The 19381-nt window shown below is 38.9% G+C and carries 22 protein-coding genes; all 22 read right to left on the bottom strand.

What is annotated here, in order from left to right; genetic code table 11:
• Window positions 1-11 precede the first annotated feature (11 nt).
• Entirely contained in the window at window positions 12-1292 is a 1281-nt protein-coding gene (gene fliY / locus AAGS61_RS01060; RefSeq protein WP_391367289.1) for a flagellar motor switch phosphatase FliY, read from the bottom strand.
• The gene (gene fliM, locus AAGS61_RS01055) at window positions 1285-2283 is read right to left on the bottom strand and encodes a flagellar motor switch protein FliM (protein ID WP_391366427.1); all 999 of its coding nucleotides are present in this window, start codon (window positions 2281-2283) and stop codon (window positions 1285-1287) included. The genes fliY and fliM overlap by 8 nt, the downstream gene beginning before the upstream one ends.
• A gap of 31 nt (window positions 2284-2314) precedes the next feature.
• Window positions 2315-2743 (bottom strand): flagellar basal body-associated protein FliL, encoded by a 429-nt coding sequence (gene fliL / locus AAGS61_RS01050; protein WP_391366426.1) that lies wholly within the window; start codon window positions 2741-2743, stop codon window positions 2315-2317.
• Complete coding sequence (locus AAGS61_RS01045) at window positions 2730-2954, bottom strand: flagellar FlbD family protein (RefSeq protein WP_391366425.1); 225 nt, start codon at window positions 2952-2954, stop codon at window positions 2730-2732. Before AAGS61_RS01045 ends, fliL begins: the two co-directional genes overlap by 14 nt.
• A 70-nt stretch (window positions 2955-3024) precedes the next feature.
• Window positions 3025-4023 (bottom strand): flagellar basal body rod protein FlgG, encoded by a 999-nt coding sequence (gene flgG / locus AAGS61_RS01040; protein ID WP_391366424.1) that lies wholly within the window; start codon window positions 4021-4023, stop codon window positions 3025-3027.
• A gap of 78 nt (window positions 4024-4101) precedes the next feature.
• Window positions 4102-4467, bottom strand: a complete 366-nt coding sequence (locus tag AAGS61_RS01035; protein WP_391366423.1) for a TIGR02530 family flagellar biosynthesis protein — start codon at window positions 4465-4467, stop codon at window positions 4102-4104.
• Window positions 4468-4483: 16 nt separating this feature from the next.
• Window positions 4484-5260 (bottom strand): flagellar hook assembly protein FlgD, encoded by a 777-nt coding sequence (flgD, locus tag AAGS61_RS01030; protein WP_391366422.1) that lies wholly within the window; start codon window positions 5258-5260, stop codon window positions 4484-4486.
• Window positions 5261-5262: 2 nt separating this feature from the next.
• Window positions 5263-6534 (bottom strand): flagellar hook-length control protein FliK, encoded by a 1272-nt coding sequence (locus tag AAGS61_RS01025; RefSeq protein WP_391366421.1) that lies wholly within the window; start codon window positions 6532-6534, stop codon window positions 5263-5265.
• 19 nt (window positions 6535-6553) lie between these two features.
• Window positions 6554-7153, bottom strand: coding sequence for a MotE family protein (locus AAGS61_RS01020; protein ID WP_391366420.1), 600 nt, complete (start codon window positions 7151-7153; stop codon window positions 6554-6556).
• Window positions 7154-7157: 4 nt separating this feature from the next.
• On the bottom strand, window positions 7158-7607 hold the full coding sequence (gene fliJ / locus AAGS61_RS01015) for a flagellar export protein FliJ (protein ID WP_391366419.1): 450 nt from the start codon (window positions 7605-7607) through the stop codon (window positions 7158-7160).
• Window positions 7607-8932 (bottom strand): flagellar protein export ATPase FliI, encoded by a 1326-nt coding sequence (gene fliI, locus AAGS61_RS01010; RefSeq protein WP_391366418.1) that lies wholly within the window; start codon window positions 8930-8932, stop codon window positions 7607-7609. The genes fliJ and fliI overlap by 1 nt, the downstream gene beginning before the upstream one ends.
• A gap of 4 nt (window positions 8933-8936) precedes the next feature.
• Window positions 8937-9734 carry a FliH/SctL family protein gene (locus AAGS61_RS01005; RefSeq protein ID WP_391366417.1) on the bottom strand — a complete coding sequence of 266 codons (798 nt, stop codon included), beginning with the start codon at window positions 9732-9734 and terminating at the stop codon, window positions 8937-8939.
• On the bottom strand, window positions 9718-10731 hold the full coding sequence (gene fliG, locus AAGS61_RS01000) for a flagellar motor switch protein FliG (protein ID WP_391366416.1): 1014 nt from the start codon (window positions 10729-10731) through the stop codon (window positions 9718-9720). The genes AAGS61_RS01005 and fliG overlap by 17 nt, the downstream gene beginning before the upstream one ends.
• A gap of 14 nt (window positions 10732-10745) precedes the next feature.
• The gene (fliF, locus tag AAGS61_RS00995; protein ID WP_391366415.1) at window positions 10746-12341 is read right to left on the bottom strand and encodes a flagellar basal-body MS-ring/collar protein FliF; all 1596 of its coding nucleotides are present in this window, start codon (window positions 12339-12341) and stop codon (window positions 10746-10748) included.
• A 60-nt stretch (window positions 12342-12401) separates the two neighbouring features.
• Window positions 12402-12710, bottom strand: coding sequence for a flagellar hook-basal body complex protein FliE (gene fliE / locus AAGS61_RS00990; protein ID WP_391366414.1), 309 nt, complete (start codon window positions 12708-12710; stop codon window positions 12402-12404).
• A 25-nt stretch (window positions 12711-12735) separates the two neighbouring features.
• Entirely contained in the window at window positions 12736-13203 is a 468-nt protein-coding gene (gene flgC / locus AAGS61_RS00985; RefSeq protein ID WP_391366413.1) for a flagellar basal body rod protein FlgC, read from the bottom strand.
• A 2-nt stretch (window positions 13204-13205) separates the two neighbouring features.
• A complete protein-coding gene (gene flgB / locus AAGS61_RS00980) occupies window positions 13206-13598 on the bottom strand; it encodes a flagellar basal body rod protein FlgB (protein ID WP_391366412.1) in 393 nt (130 codons plus the stop codon).
• A 511-nt stretch (window positions 13599-14109) separates the two neighbouring features.
• Window positions 14110-14889, bottom strand: a complete 780-nt coding sequence (codY, locus tag AAGS61_RS00975; RefSeq protein WP_391366411.1) for a GTP-sensing pleiotropic transcriptional regulator CodY — start codon at window positions 14887-14889, stop codon at window positions 14110-14112.
• Between the two features lie 87 nt (window positions 14890-14976).
• Window positions 14977-16362, bottom strand: coding sequence for an ATP-dependent protease ATPase subunit HslU (gene hslU, locus AAGS61_RS00970; RefSeq protein WP_391366410.1), 1386 nt, complete (start codon window positions 16360-16362; stop codon window positions 14977-14979).
• Window positions 16362-16904, bottom strand: coding sequence for an ATP-dependent protease subunit HslV (gene hslV, locus AAGS61_RS00965; RefSeq protein ID WP_391366409.1), 543 nt, complete (start codon window positions 16902-16904; stop codon window positions 16362-16364). The genes hslU and hslV overlap by 1 nt, the downstream gene beginning before the upstream one ends.
• 16 nt (window positions 16905-16920) lie before the next feature.
• The gene (gene xerC / locus AAGS61_RS00960; protein ID WP_391366408.1) at window positions 16921-17820 is read right to left on the bottom strand and encodes a tyrosine recombinase XerC; all 900 of its coding nucleotides are present in this window, start codon (window positions 17818-17820) and stop codon (window positions 16921-16923) included.
• Between the two features lie 240 nt (window positions 17821-18060).
• A complete protein-coding gene (gene trmFO, locus AAGS61_RS00955) occupies window positions 18061-19374 on the bottom strand; it encodes an FADH(2)-oxidizing methylenetetrahydrofolate--tRNA-(uracil(54)-C(5))-methyltransferase TrmFO (protein ID WP_391366407.1) in 1314 nt (437 codons plus the stop codon).
• Window positions 19375-19381 lie beyond the last annotated feature (7 nt).

Below are 19381 nucleotides of genomic sequence, written 5' to 3'. Positions count from 1 at the left end.
CCAATTTAGTACTATCTTAAATTATTTAAGCGCTCCGTTTGACTTAAAATATCTGTAATACGAACACCGAAGTTTTCATCAATTACCACTACTTCACCTTTTGCAATTAAACGGTTATTAACTAGAATGTCAACAGGCTCACCAGCAAGCTTATCTAATTCAATAATGGAGCCACTGGATAACTCTAAAATTTCTTTCACGGAACGCTTTGTACGTCCTAGTTCTACCGATACTTGCAATGGAATATCTAACAGCATATTTAAATTACGCGCTTCAGCTTGCGAAATATTTGGTGGTTGGAAGCTCGCAAACTGTGCTGGTTGAACATTCACTGGCTGCTGTGGTGGCGCATACATCGGCTGTTGATATACAGGTGCAGCTGATGGCTGAGCATACATTGGCTGCTGTGGTACTTGCTGCATCATTGGTTGCTCATACATTGGTTGCGGCGGTACTTGCTGCATCATTGGTTGCTCATACATTGGCTGCTGTACAGGAGATGCTTGAGGTGTTGGCTGTGGCTGGCTAGTTGCAGCCGGTTGAGGTGCCGGTTCAGCAATAGCGGTCGGCGCTAACTCTTCCTCACTCTCCCCCAATAATGACTTTACTATTTTTTTACTAAAGTTTAAAGGTAATAATTGCATTAAATTTGAATCGATTAACTCACCGATACGTAATCTAAATGAAATCTTCACGAGTAAATCGTCATCAGGGATATTGTCTCGCCCTTCATTTTTAGAAATATTCATTAAATCAATCGTTGGTGGAGAAATATCGACCTTTTGATTAAATACAGTAGACATTGATGTTGCCGCAGAGCCCATCATTTGGTTCATTGCCTCTTGTACCGCACTCAATTGAATTTCGCCTAGTTCCGGTTTTGGATTTAAACCGTCCCCACCGAGCATTAAGTCTGCGATAATCGCAGCATCGGATTGCTTGATTACTAGCAGATTCATACCTGTTAATCCGACCGTATATTCCACCTGTATCGCTACGTACGGATGAGGGAACTCCTCTTCTAGTTTATTACGATTGATCATGCTAAGGCTAGGTGTTGTAATATCTACTTTTTGCCCTAGTAGAGCTGATAGTGCAGTTGCTGAGCTACCAAAAGAAATATTGCCCACTTCTCCAAGTGCATCCTGTTCCAGTGGACTTAAATAATCCTCCATGATAATTATACTATCTTCAGCCGTTTCATTTGTCACTGTATCTGTTAATCTATCTTCTAATGTTTCGCCTCTTAATAAGGCTTCGATTTCTTCTTGGGAGAGCATTTCATCACTCATCATCGTCGTCTCCTCCTTTTACCGGGTCGATTACTTGAATGGCCATTTTTTTATTTAACTTACCTGGCTGCACAGTAAATTTGGGTAAAGTTCCTACTTTAAGAATAAGTGGATCTGTTATTTTTTGATCTAATTCAATAACATCCCCTATATTCATTGTAAGAAAATCCTCAACTGAAATAGAAGTAGTTCCCAACTCCGCCACTACCGGTAATGTAGACTGTTTCACTCTATTTTCAAGCATCTTGACTTGCTCAGGTGACATTTCTTTCGTATTCGTTTGCATCCAGTAGCGTACCGATAAATTTGGTACAATCGGCTCTAGTACTACGTGTGGTAAACAAATATTAATCATCCCCGTCGTCTCACCAATAATTGTATTAAGTGAAATGACAACAACCGTTTCATTCGGTGAGATCATTTGTAAGAATTGTGGATTTACTTCCAGCTCAATTAACATCGGATCAATTTCCACTATATTTTCCCATGCTTCTCGTAAGTTATCAAATGAGCGCTCAAATAAATTTGTCATAATCTTCGTTTCAATTTCAGTTAAGTTGTCAACGTTACTATGACTTGCGCCTGTTCCTCCCATTAATCGATCTAACATCGAATAGGCAATATTCGGGTTAATCTCCATTAAAATATTACCATCTAACGGCGGTACTTCAAATACATTTATTAATGTCATATTCGGAATCGATCGAACAAATTCTTCAAATGGAATTTGGTCAACCGAAGCAACTGTAATTTGGACATATGTTCTAAGCTGCGCCGAGAAAAATGTCGTAAGTAACCGTGCGAAGTTTTCGTGAATACGAGTTAAACTTCGAATTTGATCTTTTGAAAAACGAAGAGCGCGTTTAAAATCATATACTTTGACCTTTTTTACTTCATCTTCTTTTTTCATTTCATCAGCTGACATTTCCCCAGTCGATATCGCTGACAGCAGCGCATCAATTTCGGATTGGGAAAGCACATCTCCTGCCATTTGCCCACCTCCTCTTTCAACCTATTTCTAGTTATTGAATGATGAAGGAGGTAATGTAAACTTGTTGTACTTCCCCTTCTTGCATCAATTCATTCATTTTTGCCTTAATGGCCTTTTCAAATAAGATTTTCCCTTGCTTACCTTGTAAATCCTCTTGTGTCATTTCAGATAGCTCTTGAATAACAATATTATTTACTTGGAAGATGCGTTGTGTTAATTCCGTTGCTGCATCTTCACTTTCTGTTTGAATTTTGAGTTGTAAAACCGCATAGTGGCCATCTGCTAAATTTGTTCTAATTTCAGGAATATCAACAGATGCGAGTAAAACTTCTTCAATTGAAGTTTCCTTCACTTCTGGTTCCTTATTTAACTGTGTTAACAGAACAAAGGCAATCACACCAACTAAAGCAAGTGCCGCTATAATGATGAGCATAATTGTCAACAGTTTATTCTTCTTCATCTTCTTCACCTCGTAGATGCGGATTTGATAGAATTTGTATTTGTCTGTAAAACGATTTTATCCGCTCACGCACCTCTGTTTCAGATTCTAACACGATAAACTTACGCCCAGTCGTTAGCGTTATCGTTGTGTCCGGAAAAGCTTCGACTGTTTCTATGTATAAAGCATTTAACGAAAACGCTTTGCCATTAAGGCGAGTAACTTCAATCATTGTAAGGGGCCGGACCTGCCACGAGAGCCGGCCCGACCCTCCTTTGCAATGAATTTATAAATCTATAAAATTAACGTTTTAAGTTAACAAGCTCTTGTAAAATTTCATCTGAAGTTGTAATGATACGAGAGTTTGCCTGGAACCCACGTTGCGCAACGATCATTTCTGTGAATTCTTCAGAAAGGTCTACGTTGGACATTTCAAGTGTACTTGATACTGACTTCCCAATACCTTCTTCTGATGGAATGCTAGCTAAAGGCGTACCTGAGTTTGCTGTTTCGCTATAATAATTGTTCCCTGTTTTCTCTAAACCACCAGCGTTCGGGAATTTTGCTAATACTAACTGTCCTGCCCATCTTAAAACACCTTCTGAGTCAGTAAATGTTACTGTACCATCTTCACCAATACTCATACTTTGTGCAGTTGTAGGGATATGAATTGGCTGAGCAGCACCACTACTCGAACCTGCAATTGCTAAATCTACAACACCCGTTGCTGGATCAATTGTCATAATTGACTGGCCAGCATTTGTTGGATCGTAAATATTATACGTATCCCCTGCTTGTAAATCTGGATAAGCAGGATAAGCATCATTTGCTGCTGAAGGATTACCATCCGCAGCAGATGCCCCAACCAAATAGTAGCCGTCCCCGTTTACCAAATATCCGTTTTTATCCATATAAAAATTACCTGCACGAGTATATTTAACATTACTAAATTCAGCTTTCGTAGTTGCGTCTGTACCTTCAGATTCAGCAACCATGAAGAAGCCCTCACCTTGAATCGCTACATCCAATGTACGACCTGTGTATTGCATTGAACCTGTACCATGTACAGTGTCAATGGCCGCTAATGTAGTACCAAGACCTACTTGTTTGGCATTAACACCACCGACTGATAATGTTGGACCTGTTGCACCTGATTGTGTTTGAGAAATTAAATCTTTAAAAATAACACGCCCCTTTTTAAATCCGTGTGTATTCACATTGGAAATATTGTTACCAATTACATCTAATTTTGTTTGAAAGTTTTTTAAACCTGAAATACCTGAGTACATTGAACGTAACATAAATGTCGTTCTCCCTTCTAATTTGAAAATATCGCGTCAATCAGTCAGCGATATGAGGCATCCTTTTAAGGTCCTGCCTTAGAGTACGATTGTTCCATCAATATTTGTAAATAATTGCGATTTCGTTTCGTAACGATCCATAGCCGTAATAACGGTTGCATTTTTTGCACTCACAATCAGTGCGGCTTGCTCCATTAATACTAACGGTTGCTTGACACCTTTATCTCGCGCTTCAAACACTCTATCCGTTACTTCTTGCCACTCTGCTTCCGAAATCTCAATATTCCGCTCCTGCATCCGTTCAGAAGCATGCTTGCTAATTTTCAGCTCTTGCTGTGCCTGTCTAAAATGTTCATGAAATGACTTAATTTGCGTTTCCTGGACATTGTGCTTCGGCGTTAACGCTGGACGAAACGGAACATGTTGAATAGTAATTTTATTCATCATAAGCGTCCCTACCCTATTCCTGTGTTTGCTCAGTTGAATCTGTTGTATCTTCTACATCTTCATCTTGCTCTGTTTCCGTATTTTCTGTTTCTGATACGACTTCAAATTGCTCTTTTGTTAATCGAGTACCGTTGTTTAAAATATACTCAATCACGCCATTCTTCGTTGTAATCGCTTCAATCATAGCTTGGACTGACTCACCATTTGAATTGTATTGCACGGTCTTTCCAATTAATTGACTAGCTTGCACAAAAGGATTTTCCCCTGTAGAGGAACCCGTTTCTTTTTCACCTAAAATAGCTGAAATATGTCCAGCAGAAATTTCTTTTCCACTATCTAAGACGAAAATAGGTGCACCATCTTTAAATTTAACTTCCGTTATAACACCTGTTCCTTCTACTACTATTGGATCCCCTTTTTCATCTACTTCTTCTTCTGATAACTCATGCCATTTTACTTCTTTTCCAACAAAAGATGTATAGGACATTAATTGCGTTTCTCTTTGCGACATTAATAGCGCTTCCATTGCTTTTGTCATATTCTGCATTTGCTCTAAAGAAGAGAACTGTGCCATTTGGGCGATAAACTCACGGTCATCCATTGGATTTGTTGGATCTTGATTTTGTAATTGGGCAATTAGAATGTGTAAAAATGCATCTTTTCCCAAAGTGCTATTATCAGATTCTGTTGTATACTTATATTTTGATGTATTTAAATAATAATCATTTGTAATGCCCTTTGTCGTTTTAGTTACATCTGCATTCGAACTTAAAGTTGAACCTGAAGTCATTGTTACACCTCCTCAGCGAAAAATTCTTCGGTTAAAAATTCGCTAAATGACTGCTTCTCTTCATCGTTATCTTTCTGTTCTTCTTGTTCCTCCTGTTGCTGGCGGAAGAAATTATTAAAGAAGTTTTGGTCGCGTGTGTTGCGCTCTGCATCTTGAAGGGACTGTGCTACATCAATCCGCTCCATTTGGATGTTTTGAGCGACAAAAGCTGATTTTAATTGATTTAAATTCGAGTCAAGTAGCTCTTTTCCTACAGCAGTCGTTGCAAGTAAACGCGCGTGCATTAAGCCATCTTTTTGTACTAACTCAATACGAATTTGCCCTAAATTCTCAGGGAATAATTTTAAGACAAGACGCATCGTTCCTTGATTATTTGACAGTTGGCTACGGTTAAGTAAGTTTTGAATTTCCTTTGCTAATGCTTCGGACTGTGCTGAACGCTCTGCTGGTAGTGTCACCGTCACGGTTTTTGTTGTGACCGTTGCCGTTTGTTGATTACCATTTACTTGTGCTGTATCTGTTTCCTGCTTGACAACTGTTTGAGACAATTGTTGTGCGACTTGTTGGGATGTTGCTGTCTTTCCTGTTTCTTGCTTTACGACTTGTTGGAATGTTGTCGTCTTTCCTGTTTCTTGCTGTGTTGCAAGCTGTAATTGCGCTACTAATGATTGTAATACATCTTTCGTTTGGCTTAATTGAAATTCCTGCTGATACACTGTATCTGATTTCATGCCAATCATTTGTGCCAGCTTTAAAAACTCCACTATTTTTGTTGCTTCTTTAGGTGTCACACTGTGATTTTCACCTTGTAAAACCGACGATACTTGGGCCAGTAATGCTGGTGATTGTTCGAGTATTGCCCATACATCATCCATTGGCATTTCTTCGCCAAGAAGTTGTTGGATGATGGCTTCTAACTCCTCTGTCGTGATTCCTAATGCAGCGGTCAAATCTTCTACATTCATCATTTCTTCAATCGGAATTAGCTGACCATCAATTTCCGCAAACATTCCCCCTTCATCGTGTACAATACCTAGTGCTGCAAACACTTCTTCTAGTGTCTCTGCTTCCACAACTTCTGTTACCTCTTTCGTTGCTTCTTCAACAGGCTCTGTTTGCTTTTGCTGTGATGGGGCTTGTGTTGCTGACATTGTGTCATTAAACACCTTGTCAAAAGAGTTCGATTTTTGTTTATTACTAGCGCTTGATGTCATTTCAGTTTGCTTCGTATTATTTATACGTGTTTGTGCCATTTGTAATAGTGCGATATCCATTATTTTGTTTCACCTCCTTTTACTCCTGTGATAATAATTCCGTAAAACGAGCAGCGTCTGCCGGATCCATTTTTTCAAAAATAGCCATTAACGTATCCGACTTCATATTGGACATAATACGTAACGCTTCGGATTCACTCATCTGCGTTAAAATAGGGGCAGCTTTCTTCGCTGACATATTCTCATACGTCTTTAAAATTTCTTTAAATTCTAATGCTGCTTCTTCTTGCACACGTTTTAATTGTTCAATTTCAGCAAGAAGACGTTCTTGTTCAATTAACAATTCCTCATTCGTTGCTGTAGCCGACTCGATTTCTGATTGCAACTGTACAATCTCCGCCTCTTTTTCTTGAATTTCTGCTTGTAGTGTCACAATTTTTTCTTCATTTAATGACGGATTTTCTACAATTTCTTCTTTTGAAGAAATAAACGGAATTTTATCTTTCATGCTATCAGCTATTTGAAACACATTTGTATTCGTAAAATGTGCGATGATTAAGAAAATTGCTAGTGCAAACACTAACGGAATTAGAAACCAGAAAAATAACTTTTGAAAAAAACCTGGGTTCTTCTCTTGTACCTCGACTTCTTCTATTTTCTCGACATCGTTCTTCGCCATGCCATCACCTAATTTCTCTTTTGTTGTACGTAAGGGTGGCCATTTCATCTAATTGAATCGTTTCTAAACGATTTTGTTCTTCCCTAAATGCTTCGAAATCTTTTTCACGCATTTTTTCATATTTACGTACTTCCAAGTTTTTTTCTAATAATTTTTGCTCATGCCAATTCATTTTTGCTCGTGCTTGCCCGACCTTTTGTTGCACATCTTCAATCGTTTTCTCCATGCTATCGATAAACCGCGCATAATGACTAATTTCATCAATGGAAGAGCCCACTTGCAAGCGCTCTTGTTGAAACGCCACTAAATCTTCTTTTTTCTTCAATAATTCATAAAGTTTTGTTGCAATTTCTTCAAAAGAGCGAACAGATTCTTTATAAGCCATTTCTGTTTCATTTTTTTCTTGTTCGCGAACAGTTAAAATTTGCTCAAATCGATAACTATATCGTAGCATTATTTCGCACCACCATTCGATAATGCAATGATCTCATCGACTGTTTGTTCAAAAGAAACTTTATCTTTAAACCCTTGCTTTAAAAAGTTTGTAATGAGTGGTTCATAATGCATTGCTTCATCAATTTCTCTAGACGTTCCACGTTTGTATGCACCAATATTAATTAAGTCCTCCGACTTTGAATATGTATAGTACATTTCACGTAAACGAGCGGCTGCCGTTGTATGCTCAGGCGTTGCAATATGATTCATGAGACGACTAACGCTTTTGAGGATATTAATGGCTGGATATTGCCCCTTATTTGCGAGTGTACGGTCGAGTACGATATGCCCATCCAAAATCCCCCGTACAGCGTCAGCAATTGGTTCATTCATATCATCTCCATCGACAAGAACGGTATAAAAGGCGGTAATGGCCCCTTCTAAGTTTGTCCCCGTACGTTCAAGTAGCGTTGGTAAAATAGCAAATACAGATGGCGTATACCCTCTAGTAGCAGGTGGTTCCCCTACTGCTAGGCCAATTTCTCGTTGGGCCATTGCAACACGTGTTACAGAGTCCATCATTAGCATGACATTCATGCCTCGATCACGAAAATATTCAGCAATGGCAGTGGCAGTAAAGGCAGCTTTAATCCGCATTAAAGCCGGCTGATCACTCGTAGCCGCTACAACAATTGACCGACTTAGGCCTTCTGGACCGAGGTCGCGCTCGATAAACTCACGTACCTCACGCCCACGCTCTCCAACAAGTGCGATCACATTAATATCCGCTTTTGTATTGCGAGCAATCATGCCTAAAAGTGTACTTTTCCCGACACCTGAACCGGCAAATATCCCGACACGTTGACCGCTCCCTACTGTCAGCATCCCATCAATCGCTTTGACACCGACCTCTAGTTGCGCTGTAATAGGCGGGCGTGTCATTGGATTAGGTGGGTCTTTTTCAGTCGGGACTGAAACAAGTCCGCGAGGTAATGCATACCCATCAAACGGCTCACCCATTGAGTCTAACACTTTCCCAATTAGTTCAGGTCCAACTTTTATTTCTAAAGGCTTCCCTGTTCCTTCCACTAAACAACCGATTGAAATTTCTCGCAAAGACGAATAGGGCATTAGCACAACAATCTCATCTTTAAAGCCAACAACTTCAGCTAAAATAATTTGATGACCATTTGTTGATGAATTGACGTGTATTTTACACACATCGCCAATAGAGCTCTCAGGGCCTTGTGATTCAATCATCAAGCCAACAACGCGGGTAACTTTACCAAATTTTTTAAAGGTCGATATATTGGGAATATGTTCGATTAATTGGGCCGCTCGCATGCGATCATTCCTTACTATCTAAAATTTCTCGAAGCTTTAGTCGAAGTTCGTTTAATTGCGTATCAAGCGATACAACGATACGTCCATGATTTGTTTCAATATAGCTCTCTGTACTTGATAAGTCCTCATTGACAAAAATCATAAACGGTACATCTGTTGGGAACATTTCAGCAAGTTCATCACGATTTTTCGAGACAATGCTGTGATAGTGTGGCGCTACATAAATTTTAATTTCTTTCATTTCACGCGCTTCTTTCAAACCACATTTTACAATGGAGACAAATGCTTCATCATCGCGCTCCAGCACCGTATTTAAAATGCGCTCTGCTGCCGTTAAACCTAACTCTAAAATAACTGCCTCTTGCGATTCAATATATTTATCCGCATTTATCTGTGCGTTTGCCATCGCTTCATTTGCCGTTTGTAACGCTTGCTGCATATCCGCATTTGCTTTTCGGATGCCTTCCTCATATCCTTGTGCGAAGCTCTCCTCATATGCTTGTTGTTGCAATACCAACTTTTCCTCTTCCCACATTTGCTTCAATTCTTCAATTGTCTGCAACTGCTCTTGGCGAAACTGTTCAAACTGTTGCTGCTCTAATTCAAGTTGCTGACGCCCATCAGCTAATAACTGATCGCGTTCAGCTAAAATTTGTTCACGTGTCACTTCAAGCTCTTCTTCTATATGCTCAAATTCCTCTACACGTTCAGGTTGAAAAAAGTGAAATGATTGAATTTGTATTTCCTTTTCTTCAACCTGTTTTGCTTGCATGCTGCGGATGATTCTAGACAATGACGTCATCTCCTCCACCACGCGCGATAATAATCTCTCCTGCATCCTCTAGACGTCGAATAACCGCTACAATACGAGATTGGGCTTCTTCCACATCGCGCAGTCGAACCGGTCCCATAATTTCCATCTCTTCACGGAATGTTTCTGCCATTCGTTGTGACATGTTACGGAAAATAATTTCTTTTACTTCATCACTAGAAACTTTCATTGATAATAATAAGTCTTCATTTTCACAATCGCGAATAACACGTTGAATGGAACGATTATCCAGTGTAACAATATCTTCGAATACGAACATACGCTTTTTGATTTCTTCTGCTAGCTCTGGATCTTGAATTTCGAGTGCATCGAGAATCGTTTTTTCCGTTTGACGATCTACACCATTTAACACTTCCACGACTGCATCGATACCACCTGTTTCTGTGTAATCTTGCGTTACAGTAGAAGAGAGTTTTCGTTCTAATACGGATTCGATTTCACTAATCACTTCTGGCGATGTTGAATCCATTACTGCAATACGCTTCGCAATATCTGCTTGCACCTCTTGCGGAAGCGAGGATAAAATAATCCCCGCTTGAGTTGGATCTAAATACGATAAAATAAGCGCAATCGTTTGTGGGTGTTCATTTTGAATAAAGTTAAAAATTTGTGATGGATCTGCTTTACGTGCAAAATCAAATGGACGCACTTGTAAAGAAGATGTTAAACGATTTAAAATTGCTTGTGCTTGATCTGTACCAAGCGCTTTTTCTAAAACGGTTTTCGCATAGCCGATACCGCCCTGTGTAATATAATCTTGCGCCAAGGCAATATTATGAAATTCTTCAATAATGTTCTCCTTGACGGTAGATTCGACTTTTTTAACACTTGAAATTTCAAGTGTTAAGCGCTCAATTTCTTCTTCGCTTAAGTGTTTGTACACAGAAGCCGAAACTTCCGGTCCTAGAGAAATTAACAGCAAAGCTGCTTTTTGCTTTCCTGATAACTCTTTATCTTTCTTGGACACAGGCGAACCTCCTATTAATCTTCTGCAATCCAACTACGCAATAGCTTCGCGAAATCTTCTGGCTTGTCCTTTGCCATTTTTTCAAGCTGTTTACGGCGTACGGTTGCTTCAGTCTCTTTTTCCTCTGAAATATCGTCTACTTCAATTAATTCTTGTTGTTGTTCGATAATATTTAACTCTTCTTCTTCTTTTTTACGTTTACGAGAACGTACAATGAAGAATACTAGAAGTCCAATGGCTACAAGTAAAATACCACCTACTACCCAAGCCCACCATGGAATAGCAGATTCTGGTGTAGCATCTGCTCCTTCTTTTCCGTAAAACGGTTGAACAGAAACAACGATATTATTATTAATGTCTTCATCTGTTAAATCACTCGCTGCTTCTTTATCAATGGAAGTACGTACGATTGTGGCTAAAATTTGTTCAATTTCTTCTTGCACTGTTGCATCTAAAGACGCTGGATCATCCGCAACAGGTGGTTCTACCATTACTTGAATCCCAATATTACGAATTTTATACGGACTTTCTTGAATTTCACGACGGATACGATTGACGTCATTGTTGATCGTTTCTTCAACGCGCTCATATTCCCCATCTCCAGTAGTGCCTTCTTGGTAATCTGTAAAATTATCTGTTACATTTTCAGCTTCTGGTACACCAGACGCTGTTGCACCTGTTCCCGAATAGGTTTCTGTAATGCGTTGCGCACTAATGGCAATCCCTTCATTGTTTTCTTCGTCTACTGGCTGAACTAAATTTTCTTCTCTATTTTCTTGCTTGAAATCAACATCTGTTGTGACGGAGACAACTACTTTATCTTGTCCCATCATCGTCCCAAGCATATTTTGGACTTGTCGTTGAATATCGCGCTCAATTTGCTTTTTAATAGCCATTTGTCCTTCAGGCGTTGCTGAACTACTGCCTGTTTGCGCTGAATTCAAATCAAAGTATTCAGCATATTGATTGGAAATCTCAATATTTTCGGTACTTAAGTTCGGAACACTTTTAGCTACTAAACTATACAGTGTTTTGATTTGATCATCTGTAAACTTCACACCCGGTTCTGTCGTTAGCATAACAGAGGCCGTTGCTTCCTGTGTAGCATCTTTTATAAAGAGTCCTTCATCCGGTACAGTAATCAGTACTTTAGCATCTTGTACACCTTGCACTCGCTTTATTAAATTTGCGATTTCTGTTTCTGTTGCTGCCTGTTTAATGACATTGAATTCGTTATCTGTCATACCAAATCCAGCATTTTCTGTGAAGAAAGATGTACTGATAGCACCCGTTTCTGGATATCCTTGTGATGCTAGTGACACTGTTAGAGGGTCCACTTGCTCTTCTGGTACTAAAACCGTAGTGCCTCCATTTGCTAATTCGTACACTATTCCTTGTGAACCTAATACCTCCGTAATTTGACCTGCTTCACTAGGCGATAATCCAGTAAATAATGGCGCCATCGTTGTTCTTGTTGAAAAGTATGTAAGTATCCCTGCCAATGCAACAATCGCTACTAACGTACCAATTATTGCACCTTTTTGATTTCGCGTTCGACTCGACCAAAAATTGGTCGAATCCGTTTTTATTCTCGTTAAACGTTCATTCATTATGAATCCTCCGGTTATAGTGAATGCTCTAGCAATTTACAATTCGCTTTAACCGCCTTATTATACATTCATTCGCATAATCTCTTGGTAGGCTTCAATCACCTTATTGCGAACTTCCATTGTTGCATTAAGTGTAATGCTCGCTTTTTGGGAAGCAATCATTACCTCATGTAACTCTACATCTCCACCATTAATCAATTTTTCTGTCATCATATCCGATTGAATTTGCTTGTCATTGACATTAGTAATCGCTTCTTTTAACGTATTGGCAAACGTTTTTTGCGCTTCGGCTGAAGTTACCACCGCATTGATTTTTGTTGATTCGTTTGACACTGTTGGTACTGTCAGTGATACCGGATTAATTGCCATTTTTATTTACCCCCTAATCTTAGAGTTACCCTTTTCCGATTTCTAAAGCTTTCGTTAACATGGCTTTATTCGCATTAAACATTGTAACATTAGCCTCATATGAACGAGAAGCGGATATTAAATCTACCATTTCAGATAATAAATCTACATTTGATGTTTGAACGTACCCTGCTTCGTCCGCATCAGGATGCGTTGGATCATATGTAAGTTTAAACGGCGTTTCTGTATCTTCTTTAATCTCTTTTATGCGTACGCCATTTCCAACAGCTTGTTTGGACGTTTTACCCATGGCAACGTTTAAAAAATTACTAAAACGATTCCCATCTTGCTCTGTTAATACAATTTGCTTTTTACGATAAGGCTCCCATTCTCCATTTACTTGACGAGCACGCGTCGTATCAACATTTGCAATATTAGAAGAAATAACGTCCATACGAAGTCGCTGCGCAGTTAGAGCGGAAGCCGTCGTATTCATGCTATGAAAAATTGTCATTGCTATCTCCCACCTTTAATCACATTATTGAGTGAGCTTAATTTACCACTTACACGATCAATTAGGGCATTATAGTAAATTTGATTTTCCGCAAGACTCGCTTGCTCTGCATCCATATTAACACCATTCCCATTATGGCGTGCTCTAAAGTTCTCATAGGTATACACACCTGGTGTTGATTGCTCCATCTTAAATTCATAGTGTCTCGTATCCGTACGATAAGCATTAACCCCTAATTGTTTCGCTTGTGTGAGCATTTGTTTAAAACTAACATCCTGCGCTTTGTAATTAGGTGTGTCGACATTGGCGATATTTTGAGCGATTGTTTTATTTTTTAATGTTGCATAGGAAAGTCCTTTTTCCAAGCTACTAATAGTTCCACCAAATAAATCCAAAACTTTTCACCTCATTTATATAGAATCATTTCAATTATATACACTTAACCAATCAATACTATAATTGTAAAGAATATAATCCTTAGTGTCTATTGCCTTTTGTCGCTTTTCATTGGTAAATTAAGACCATTTTTTTCGAAATATTTTTCGACTAAATAATATAATGTACGATATTTTTCACTTTTTTTTTGCAAATTTCTGCTATGTATTTGCACTAAATTTCACCTCCCCATCAAAGAGAGCATTAACAAAGACACATTCTAGTTACACTATTTCCCTTTTAAACATTTAATGCCCTACTCAAAACCCGAGGGAAATTGTCACAAAAGATACACACAAAGTGAATCCCCCTATTAGATAAGTTTCACTTTTAAAAATTAACCTCTAAATTTCACCTGTACTTAACCATCCACACACCTTTATTTTTAACCAAAATAAAAGTGTAGATGACGTTCAAGTTGAACTCATCTACACTTTTATCATTCAAAACGAAATATCTTAAATGAAGTCATTACTTCATTTTAATTTCTGCTAACGCTACTAAGAACTTATCATTTAATACTTTAATATACGTTCCTTTCATACCTAAAGAACGAGATTCAATCACACCAGCAGATTCTAATTTACGTAATGCGTTTACGATAACAGAACGTGTAATTCCTACACGATCCGCAATTTTAGAAGCTACTAATAGACCTTCATTACCGTCTAATTCTTCAAAAATATGCTCAATTGCTTCTAATTCAGAATACGATAATGAGTTAATCGCCATTTGTACAACTGCTTTTGAACGTGCTTCTTCTTCGATTTCTTCCGATTTTTCACGTAAGATTTCCATTCCTACTACCGTCGCACCGTATTCAGCTAAAATTAAGTCATCGTCTTCAAACGGAGCGTTAATGCGAGCTAAGATTAATGTTCCTAAGCGTTCACCACCACCGATAATTGGTACAATCGTCGTTAAGCCTGATGCAAACAAATCTTTATTTTCAATAGGGAACGCCGTGTAATCACTGTTAATATCAATATTCGGTGAAGTTTCTGTAATGTTAAACAGTTTTTGTGTATATTCTTCTGGGAATTGTCGTTCTTCAAACATTTTTTTAATACGATCATTTTCAATTTGTTGATGAATAGATAAACCTAAAAGCTTCCCTTTTCGGCTCACGATAAATACATTTGAATCAATAATATCCCCTAAAGTATCGGCCATTTCCTTGAAGTTTACCGGTTTACCCGCAGACGCTTGGAGCATTGCATTAATTTTACGAGTTTTAGCTAATAAGTTCATTTTATATTTCCTCCTAAATTATCTGTAACGATTAATTCACTAAATATTCTAAAGGTTTTCACAATTCAAAGAAACTAATTCGACTTTTTACAAGATAAATTGTGACAAATCTTTGTTTTTTACGATATTACCAAGCTTTTGATCGACATACGCCGGTGTAATGTCGATATGTGCCGGTGCAATTTCAGAAGCTTCGAATGACACTTCTTCTAGTAGACGTTCTAAAATGGTATGCAAACGACGCGCACCAATATTATCTGTTTCTTGATTTACTTCTGTCGCAATCTCCGCAATACGTTCAATTGCATCCTCCGTAAATTCTATCGTCACACCTTCTGTTTCTAACAGTGCTTTATATTGTAAAACAAGCGATTGATCCGGCTCTTTTAAAATGCGCACAAAATCTTCTTTCGTTAATTTTTCAAGTTCTACACGAATAGGGAAGCGCCCTTGTAGCTCAGGAATTAAGTCACTTGGTTTCGATACATGAAATGCCCCAGCAGCAACAAACAGCATATAATCTGTTTTGACCGGACCATATTTCGTCGTGACCGTCGACCCTTCTACAATCGGTAAAATATCACGTTGTACACCTTCACGCGAAACTTCTGCAGAAGATGTCCCTTTACTTGCGATTTTATCAATTTCATCAATAAAAATGATGCCTGCTTGTTCCGCACGTGTAATGGCTTCTTGTGCAAGTTCATCGGAATCAATTAACTTATTTGCCTCTTCCATTGTCAACAAGCGACGCGCATCCTTCACCTTTACTTTACGCTTTTTCGTTTTCTTCGGCATTAAATTAGATAACATATCTTGCATGCCCATATTGGCGTCCATCCCCGGCATCATATCGAACATGGATGGTGCTTGTTCCGTTACTTCGATCGTGACCCATTGTTCTTCTAATTTACCAGCTTTTAAATCTTCCGCAACTTGTGTACGACGAGAACGAATCTCCGCTTCCTCGGTCGGTGTTTCTTTTGTCTGTTCTTCCTGTTGCCCACCAAAAAACATCGCAAATGGATTTTGTGGCATTTTAGACTTTAACTTCGAGGGTACAAGAAGCTTTACGAGCGCTTCATTCGCCAGCTTTTCTGCTTGTTCTTGTACCCCTTCCATCATTTCTTCTTTTACTAATCGTCTTGATGCTTCTACTAAATCACGTACCATCGATTCTACATCTCGACCAACATAACCTACCTCTGTAAATTTCGTTGCTTCCACCTTAATAAACGGTGCATTCGTCAATTTTGCAATGCGACGTGCAATTTCCGTTTTACCAACACCTGTAGGACCAATCATTAAAATGTTTTTAGGGATAATTTCCGTTTTCATTTCGTCCGATAATAAAGAACGACGATAACGATTACGAAGTGCAACTGCTACAGCACGCTTTGCTTCATTTTGTCCTACAATATGACGATTTAAACTTTCCGTAATTTGTCTTGGCGTTAAATTTAAGTTTTTCATTAAAGCGCCTCCACGATAATATTATGGTTCGTAAATACACAAATGTCAGCAGCTGTTTTCAAAGCAGCCTCAGCAATCTCTTTCGCCTTTAAATGCTCCCCTGCATGCATTTTCAGCGCTCGCCCTGCCGCTAATGCATAATTGCCACCAGAACCAATAGCTAAAATCCCATCTTCAGGTTCAATAACTTCGCCAGTCCCTGAAACTAATAAGAGCGTGTTTTTATCCATCACGAGCAACATCGCCTCTAGTTGACGAAGCATTTTATCACCGCGCCATTGTTTTGCTACTTCAACAGATGCACGCATAAGATTGCCATTATATTCATTTAGTTTTGATTCAAACATTTCAAATAGTGTAAATGCATCTGCTACTGAACCAGCAAAGCCAGCAAGCACATTTCCATTAAACAGACGTCTGACCTTCCGCGCTGTATGCTTCATCACGACTGCATTGCCTAGTGTCACTTGACCATCACCAGCCATAGCACACTCGCCATTGTGGTGAATGGCAAAAATTGTAGTTGCATGAATTTGTCCCATACACGTTCCTCCTAAACTATGCTCTCGGATGAGCATTCATATACGTATTGCGAAGATGCTCCTTCGTGACATGCGTATACACTTGCGTAGAAGATAAGTGCGCATGCCCAAGTAATTCTTGAACTGTACGTAAGTCTGCACCATTATTTAATAAATGTGTTGCAAATGTATGACGTAACATATGTGGATAAATTTTCGAATGCAAGGATGCTTCTTCCATCATCTCACTTAAAATATGACGTACGCCCCGCGCAGTAAGTTCGCCTCCGCGCATATTGACAAATAAGCGTTGATGTTCTTTCGTTTTCATAAGCTTCGGTCGAACTTCATTGATATAACGGAGCAAAGCATTATGCGCATATTGACCAAACGGTACGATGCGCTCTTTACGCCCTTTTCCCATTACCCGTAAGATAGAATAGTAAAAATCCAGTTGATTTAACTCAATGGATACACACTCACTCACACGAATACCCGTTGCATATAACAACTCTAAAATAGCCATATTACGAATGGATTTTTCATCATCTCCACTCGAGGCGAGAAATAGCTGTTGCAATTCTTCCTCATAAAAAAAGCTCGGAAGTCTTTCCTCTTTTTTCGGATGATAAAGTGAGCGAAACGGTGCATCATCTAAATCAACTTCTCGGTTCAAGTAACGGAAAAACGACCTAACGGATGAAATCTTTCTAGAAATTGTTGTTCGTGCCATGTTGTCATCATACAGCTTTGTTACATACAACCTCGCATGTAAATACTCTACCTCTGCTAAACTCATAACCCCTTCTTGTTTAAGAAAGGCTAAAAACTGCTGAATGTCTGCCTCATATTCTCGTACAGTATGTACTGAAAAATTTCTCTCTAGTTGTACATATTTAATAAATTGACTTAAAGCTTGTTGTGGATTATTTAACATGTTCCCTACCCCCATCGGTAGCACTTTACTGAACTATATTTAAAGAAGATAGCTGGCTTTAAAACATCCATAATGACACTATACCTATATACGGAATAGTGCAAGTGAAATATACTTAAATATTTTAAATTTTATTTGTTTGTTCACAAATTCACAATTCTTTATCCAATTAGTACCACAAAAAAGACCGTAATATAAAAAGCCTCTAAAAGTATATCAATCTTTAGAGGCTTTTGGCAATTATATTGTTTGTTTATTCGTAAAATTCCGAATTGTTTCTAAAGCGCGATTAGCATGGCGTTCTGCACGTTCTACTTTCGATTTAATCCGTTCACCTAAATCAGGGAATAATCCAAAGTTTACATTCATCGGCTGGAAGTTTTTAGCATCTGCTTCTGTAATATAACGTGCCATAGAACCAAGTGCCGTTTCATGCGGGAAGTACAATAATTCCTCCCCTTTAGCTAGGCGAGCTGCATTAATGCCTGCGATTAAGCCACTACCCGCTGATTCTACATACCCTTCAACACCTGTCATTTGACCAGCAAAGAAAATATTGGGGTTCGAGCGTAGTTGATATGTGCTATTCAACACTTTCGGTGAGTTAATGAACGTATTTCGATGCATAACCCCATAGCGTACAATTTCTAAGTTTTCCAGCCCTGGAATCATCGAGAACACGCGCTTTTGTTCTGGCCATTTTAAATGCGTTTGGAAGCCAACAATATTGTAAAGCGTACCTGCTGCATCATCTTGACGTAGCTGTACAACGGCGTACGGACGCTTACCTGTTTTCGGATCTTCTAGTCCTACTGGCTTCATTGGACCAAATAGCATTGTTTTCTCACCGCGAGTTGCCATTACTTCAATTGGCATACAGCCTTCGAAATACTTTTCTTTTTCGAATTCTTTTAACGGTGCACATTCCGCTGTAATTAATGCTTCACGAAATGCATCGAACTCTTCTTTCGTCATCGGACAGTTTAAGTAGGCCGCTTCGCCTTTATCATAGCGTGACTTTAAGTATACTTTCTCCATATCGATGCTATCTTTTTCAAGAATTGGTGCAGCCGCATCATAAAAGTATAAATACTCTTCCCCTGTCAGCTCTTTAATTTTATTCGCTAAGCTTTCAGATGTTAAAGGACCCGTTGCAATGACTGTAATACCTTCTGGGATTTCTGTCACTTCTTCATGAATGACTTCCACCAGCGGATGGTTTTTGACAGCCTCTGTCACATATCCTGCAAATTCATGACGGTCTACTGCAAGTGCTCCCCCTGCAGGAACCGCACATTTATCCGCTGCTGCCATAATTACCGAATCTAACATGCGCATTTCTTCTTTAATTACACCAACTGCATTGGTTAAATTATTTGCACGCAATGAGTTTGAGCAGACAAGCTCTGCAAATTGATCTGTATGATGTGCTGGCGTCTGTTTTACAGGGCGCATTTCATAAAGGCGTACCTTTATACCCCGTTTAGCAATTTGCCAAGCTGCTTCACTACCTGCTAAGCCAGCACCAATTACGTTTACTACCTGTTGTGTCATTTAACTT

Source organism: Lysinibacillus sp. KU-BSD001 (assembly GCF_042920265.1).
Taxonomy (GTDB): Bacteria; Bacillota; Bacilli; order Bacillales_A; family Planococcaceae; genus Lysinibacillus_B.
The sequence above is the reverse complement of the archived record's forward strand: the minus strand, read 5'-3'. Positions and strand labels throughout refer to the sequence as shown.

What these genes read in the sequence shown, in the direction of transcription:
- flgD (WP_391366422.1), bottom strand. Translation starts at nt 5,260, where the DNA reads ATGACTTCAGGTTCAACTTTAAGTTCGAATGCAGATGTAACTAAAACG.
- xerC (WP_391366408.1), bottom strand. Translation starts at nt 17,820, where the DNA reads ATGTTAAATAATCCACAACAAGCTTTAAGTCAATTTATTAAATATGTA.
- fliM (WP_391366427.1), bottom strand. Translation starts at nt 2,283, where the DNA reads ATGGCAGGAGATGTGCTTTCCCAATCCGAAATTGATGCGCTGCTGTCA.
- hslU (WP_391366410.1), bottom strand. Translation starts at nt 16,362, where the DNA reads ATGAAAAACTTAAATTTAACGCCAAGACAAATTACGGAAAGTTTAAAT.
- AAGS61_RS01020 (WP_391366420.1), bottom strand. Translation starts at nt 7,153, where the DNA reads ATGGCGAAGAACGATGTCGAGAAAATAGAAGAAGTCGAGGTACAAGAG.
- AAGS61_RS01025 (WP_391366421.1), bottom strand. Translation starts at nt 6,534, where the DNA reads ATGGATATCGCACTATTACAAATGGCACAAACACGTATAAATAATACG.
- trmFO (WP_391366407.1), bottom strand. Translation starts at nt 19,374, where the DNA reads ATGACACAACAGGTAGTAAACGTAATTGGTGCTGGCTTAGCAGGTAGT.
- AAGS61_RS01005 (WP_391366417.1), bottom strand. Translation starts at nt 9,734, where the DNA reads ATGACGTCATTGTCTAGAATCATCCGCAGCATGCAAGCAAAACAGGTT.
- fliE (WP_391366414.1), bottom strand. Translation starts at nt 12,710, where the DNA reads ATGGCAATTAATCCGGTATCACTGACAGTACCAACAGTGTCAAACGAA.
- codY (WP_391366411.1), bottom strand. Translation starts at nt 14,889, where the DNA reads ATGAACTTATTAGCTAAAACTCGTAAAATTAATGCAATGCTCCAAGCG.
- AAGS61_RS01035 (WP_391366423.1), bottom strand. Translation starts at nt 4,467, where the DNA reads ATGAATAAAATTACTATTCAACATGTTCCGTTTCGTCCAGCGTTAACG.
- AAGS61_RS01045 (WP_391366425.1), bottom strand. Translation starts at nt 2,954, where the DNA reads ATGATTGAAGTTACTCGCCTTAATGGCAAAGCGTTTTCGTTAAATGCT.
- fliF (WP_391366415.1), bottom strand. Translation starts at nt 12,341, where the DNA reads ATGAATGAACGTTTAACGAGAATAAAAACGGATTCGACCAATTTTTGG.
- fliJ (WP_391366419.1), bottom strand. Translation starts at nt 7,607, where the DNA reads ATGCTACGATATAGTTATCGATTTGAGCAAATTTTAACTGTTCGCGAA.
- fliY (WP_391367289.1), bottom strand. Translation starts at nt 1,292, where the DNA reads ATGAGTGATGAAATGCTCTCCCAAGAAGAAATCGAAGCCTTATTAAGA.
- hslV (WP_391366409.1), bottom strand. Translation starts at nt 16,904, where the DNA reads ATGGGACAAATTCATGCAACTACAATTTTTGCCATTCACCACAATGGC.
- flgC (WP_391366413.1), bottom strand. Translation starts at nt 13,203, where the DNA reads ATGACAATTTTTCATAGCATGAATACGACGGCTTCCGCTCTAACTGCG.
- fliI (WP_391366418.1), bottom strand. Translation starts at nt 8,932, where the DNA reads ATGCGAGCGGCCCAATTAATCGAACATATTCCCAATATATCGACCTTT.
- fliL (WP_391366426.1), bottom strand. Translation starts at nt 2,743, where the DNA reads ATGAAGAAGAATAAACTGTTGACAATTATGCTCATCATTATAGCGGCA.
- flgG (WP_391366424.1), bottom strand. Translation starts at nt 4,023, where the DNA reads ATGTTACGTTCAATGTACTCAGGTATTTCAGGTTTAAAAAACTTTCAA.